The organism is Microbacterium sp. Leaf351 (assembly GCF_001423825.1).
Taxonomy (GTDB): domain Bacteria; phylum Actinomycetota; class Actinomycetes; order Actinomycetales; family Microbacteriaceae; genus Microbacterium; species Microbacterium ginsengisoli.
The window spans coordinates 68,568-68,898 of sequence record NZ_LMPK01000012.1 but is presented as its reverse complement, the minus strand read 5'-3'; the positions used below and the strand labels follow the sequence as shown (position 1 = coordinate 68,898).

At 69.2% G+C, this 331-nt stretch carries 1 protein-coding gene; it reads right to left on the bottom strand.

Annotated features, from left to right (window positions below; translation table 11 throughout):
• Positions 1-331 (bottom strand): ATP/GTP-binding protein (locus ASG00_RS05255; protein WP_235559173.1); only part of this gene is annotated, 331 nt, incomplete at both ends.

The window sequence follows — 331 nt, the reverse complement described above, 5'->3', positions numbered from 1 at the left end:
CCAGCAGGAACACCGTCGCGTACCGGGTGGCGGCCAGCGCGCCCAGCAGGGCGGTGTCGGGCTCGAGGTTGAGGAAGCGGTAATAGGCGAGCGAGTCCGGCAGGGCACGGTCCAGGAACACCGTCTGTTGCGGGTCGAGGGAGTGCTCCTGCTCGATCTGCATGTCTACGACCGCGCGCTGGAACTCGCTCTGCCGTGCCCGCACCTCCGCAGTGCTGCGCCCGGTGATCCGTTGCAGGTCGATGTAGTGCCGGGCGTGCTCGATCGTGGTCGTGTACCCGCGGCCCCGCAGCAGGTTGACCGTGGTGGTCTTGCCCGAGCTGGGACCGCC